Below are 3641 nucleotides of genomic sequence, written 5' to 3'. Positions count from 1 at the left end.
GAGGGGATGGGCAACAAACCCCATTTAGTATTTTTCCCCTTCTCCTCTAAGGGACTGCCGTCCCGCCGGCGCTTCGCTTGGCACCCTGCTGACGGTCGCTGCGCTCCCTTGGAGTTAATGCCTCGCCAGAGGCGAGAGGGTTTGTTTCCGCTGCGCTAGGCCCAAAGGGGCTTTGCCCCTCTGGACTCCCCACACTCGCCGCCGTGAGGCTCGGGGGCTGGGGCCTGCGGTCGCTGCGCTCCCTTCGTTCCCAACCCCAGAGCCAGAGGCTGGGTCGTTCCGGCAGCGTCAAGGGCGGGAGCGGAAGCCGCAGCCCTGGAGCGAAGCGGAAGGGATCGGGTGAGCACCCGGCGAAGCGAACCCTTGACGTGATGGAGTGACCCCCACGCTCAGGCAAGGGGGCAGGTAGAGCAGAGCGAAGCGGCGCGGCCACCTGCACCCCTGCCACGTGGCGAACGCGGGGTTTGGGGCAGCGCCCCAAGGTGTTCGCAACGACCGAAGGGAGGCGCAGGGCGAAGCCCGTAGAGCAAGGCCGCAGGCCGCTGCAACCGCGTAGCGGTCACGTACTTTACGGAGTAAAGTCTAGTGAGTATACACTTCAAAGAAGTGGCCCGCCGGAGGCACATTCGTACCTCGACGGGCTGGCAGCAATCTGACAGTGCGGAGGGGGACGGATGGCGTTTGCGATCATGAGGGCGAAGAAGCTCAACAGCATGGGCACGGTGGCGGCTGCGTTGCAGCACTGCTACCGCGACCGCGAGACGCCGAACGCCGATCAGGAGCGCACACCGGACAACGATCACCTGGCGGCCAGATCGACCGATGAGGCGATGGGCAAGCTCAGGGAGCGGTTGCCGGAGAAGCGGCGCAAGGATGCGGTGCTGGCGGTCGAATACGTGATGAGCGCCTCGCCGGAGTGGTGGCAGACCGCAAGCGCCGACCAGCAGCGGGAGTTCTTCAAGCGATCGACCGAGTGGCTGGCCGACAAGTACGGCGCTGAGAACGTGGTCACGGCCACGATCCACCGGGATGAGCTGACCCCGCACCTGTCGGCGTTCGTGGTGCCTCGGACGGCTGACGGGCGCCTGAGTGCCAAGGAGTTCATTGGCAACCGGACGAAGATGAGCCAGGACCAGACCAGCTACGCCGAACGGGTGGCCGATCTGGGGCTTGAACGGGGCATCGAGGGCAGCAGGGCCACACACCAGCGAGTTAAAACCCACTATGGGGCGATCCAGCAGGCAGGCCGAGACGTGCCACACCTGACGCCTGACGAGCTGAAACCCCAGAAGGTCAAGGGGGTGTCACTGGCCGAGAAGGTGTTCGGAGCCGTGGAGACGGTCGAAGGGGTGGCGCAAAGGTTGAACGCCAAAATAATGGGGTCTGTGCAGCCGATGGCCGAGAAAGCCGCTGTAAGCGCCCAGAACGAGCGAAGAGCCAAGGAGCTAAGGGAAACCCTAGCCCAGCAGCAAAAACGCTTACAGGCCCTTCAGGAGCCGTTTAAGGGGCTATCCAAGGATCAGGTAGCGGGACTGATCCGGCAGGCGGTGAAATTGCGGCAGGAGAACGAGCAGGAGAAGCAGGAGCGCGCCCAGCAGATCAAAGAGCGATTCAAGGCCAAGCGGGAACGGGAGCGCAGCGACCGCAGCAGGGGCCGTTAACCCTTTTCAACCAACTTTAACCAACCTTGAACAACCTTAAACCATTGTTTAACCAACATTAAACCACTTTCAACCAACCCTAAACCACTTTCAACCAACCCTAAGCAACCGGGGTGTAAGGGCTGGCAGTAATCGCGCGGATTTACAGGCACGTCGGATATGTTTACAAAAACTCCGTTTTTGACACATATCCCGTGCCAAAGGGTGCCCCTTTGAAACCCTCCAGCGCCCCGCTCAATCGCGGGGCAGGGTGACGCGGTGGGGTAGGTCGGGACTGGGGCCGTCCTCGTCCAGGAACGCCACTTCGGCGCGTTCCAGGGTGCAGCCATCGAGGTTCAATTCTTCCATGTCCTTGAGGGTGAAAACCCCCGCCTCCTCGCGGCTCTTGGTGTACCCGTAGCCCTTGGGTTTCCAGTACTCCAGACCTGTCTTGATGTAATACATGCTCATGGCCATACCTCGTCCTTGAGTTTCGATATAACGGAATCCAGCGCCGTTCTGGTGGTGCCGTCCAGCGTGTCTATACCCCTGTCGTAAGCCTCCAAAACAGCGGCCATTTCAGCGGCTGTGATGCTGATAGTGGCCGTGGTGTCCCTTACGATATGGGAGTAATCAGGCTTGCCGAAAAGGGCTTTGAGTGGATCTGTCATGGCTGATCTCCAAACATATCAAGCGTGTCTGTATCCCACTCTATTGTAAACAAGACATTTTTATCTTTTATATTCAATGGCTTATTTTCCTGCTAATTGGTAATACCATGAAAAATACCATGCTCAGAAAAGGCTTAACAATATTTTGAAAAATTGCCTACTGAGCGCTGCCGCACAGCTCCATAGGCCGCTTTCCTGGCTTTGCTTCCAGATGTATGCTATTCTGCTCCTGCAGCTAATGGATCACCGCAAACAGGTTACTCGCCTGGGGATTCCCTTTCGACCCGAGCATCCGTATGAGACTCATGCTCGATTATTATTATTATAGAAGCCCCCATGAATAAATCGCTCATCATTTTCGGCATCGTCAACATAACCTCGGACAGTTTCTCCGATGGAGGCCGGTATCTGGCGCCAGACGCAGCCATTGCGCAGGCGCGTAAGCTGATGGCCGAGGGGGCAGATGTGATCGACCTCGGTCCGGCATCCAGCAATCCCGACGCCGCGCCTGTTTCGTCCGACACAGAAATCGCGCGTATCGCGCCGGTGCTGGACGCGCTCAAGGCAGATGGCATTCCCGTCTCGCTCGACAGTTATCAACCCGCGACGCAAGCCTATGCCTTGTCGCGTGGTGTGGCCTATCTCAATGATATTCGCGGTTTTCCAGACGCTGCGTTCTATCCGCAATTGGCGAAATCATCTGCCAAACTCGTCGTTATGCATTCGGTGCAAGACGGGCAGGCAGATCGGCGCGAGGCACCCGCTGGCGACATCATGGATCACATTGCGGCGTTCTTTGACGCGCGCATCGCGGCGCTGACGGGTGCCGGTATCAAACGCAACCGCCTTGTCCTTGATCCCGGCATGGGGTTTTTTCTGGGGGCTGCTCCCGAAACCTCGCTCTCGGTGCTGGCGCGGTTCGATGAATTGCGGCTGCGCTTCGATTTGCCGGTGCTTCTGTCTGTTTCGCGCAAATCCTTTCTGCGCGCGCTCACAGGCCGTGGTCCGGGGGATGTCGGGGCCGCGACACTCGCTGCAGAGCTTGCCGCCGCCGCAGGTGGAGCTGACTTCATCCGCACACACGAGCCGCGCCCCTTGCGCGACGGGCTGGCGGTATTGGCGGCGCTGAAAGAAACCGCAAGAATTCGTTAACTGCACATTCGGGATATTTCTCTATATTCGCGGTTCAGCAGGCATGTCCCCTTTGAGGGCGACCCGAGTTCATGTTAGCTGCTGGGCTTAATTTTGATAAAATAGCTTATTTTTTGAGATAATAATTTGTACTTTTGTGGCTTCACTTCCAAAAAGTATACAACACGTGGCAAAGCCT

At 58.5% G+C, this 3641-nt stretch carries 4 protein-coding genes; 2 read left to right on the top strand and 2 right to left on the bottom strand.

From position 1 onward, the window contains the following. Positions 1 to 674 precede the first annotated feature (674 nt). On the top strand, positions 675 to 1661 hold the full coding sequence (mobV, locus tag K5Q92_RS23455) for a MobV family relaxase (protein WP_000852935.1): 987 nt from the start codon (positions 675 to 677) through the stop codon (positions 1659 to 1661). 234 nt (positions 1662 to 1895) lie between these two features. On the opposite strand, the gene K5Q92_RS23450 is transcribed toward mobV, so the two are convergent. Then, on the bottom strand, positions 1896 to 2117 hold the full coding sequence (locus tag K5Q92_RS23450) for a hypothetical protein (protein ID WP_001251694.1): 222 nt from the start codon (positions 2115 to 2117) through the stop codon (positions 1896 to 1898). Beyond that, positions 2108 to 2311 carry a hypothetical protein gene (locus K5Q92_RS23445; RefSeq protein WP_000131876.1) on the bottom strand — a complete coding sequence of 68 codons (204 nt, stop codon included), beginning with the start codon at positions 2309 to 2311 and terminating at the stop codon, positions 2108 to 2110. Before K5Q92_RS23445 ends, K5Q92_RS23450 begins: the two co-directional genes overlap by 10 nt. 336 nt (positions 2312 to 2647) lie before the next feature. Between K5Q92_RS23445 and sul2 the strand changes: the two genes are divergently transcribed. After that, the gene (sul2, locus tag K5Q92_RS23440; RefSeq protein ID WP_001043260.1) at positions 2648 to 3463 is read left to right on the top strand and encodes a sulfonamide-resistant dihydropteroate synthase Sul2; all 816 of its coding nucleotides are present in this window, start codon (positions 2648 to 2650) and stop codon (positions 3461 to 3463) included. Positions 3464 to 3641 lie beyond the last annotated feature (178 nt).

This window comes from Shewanella sp. MBTL60-007 (assembly GCF_019654915.1).
GTDB lineage: Bacteria > Pseudomonadota > Gammaproteobacteria > Enterobacterales > Shewanellaceae > Shewanella.
Note: the sequence above shows the minus strand (reverse complement) of the source record. Positions and strands in the feature narration are given on the sequence as shown.

Bases quoted from the DNA above. Each gene is read 5' to 3' on its own strand.
- sul2 (WP_001043260.1), top strand. From the start codon at position 2,648: ATGAATAAATCGCTCATCATTTTCGGCATCGTCAACATAACCTCGGAC.
- mobV (WP_000852935.1), top strand. From the start codon at position 675: ATGGCGTTTGCGATCATGAGGGCGAAGAAGCTCAACAGCATGGGCACG.
- K5Q92_RS23450 (WP_001251694.1), bottom strand. From the start codon at position 2,117: ATGGCCATGAGCATGTATTACATCAAGACAGGTCTGGAGTACTGGAAA.
- K5Q92_RS23445 (WP_000131876.1), bottom strand. From the start codon at position 2,311: ATGACAGATCCACTCAAAGCCCTTTTCGGCAAGCCTGATTACTCCCAT.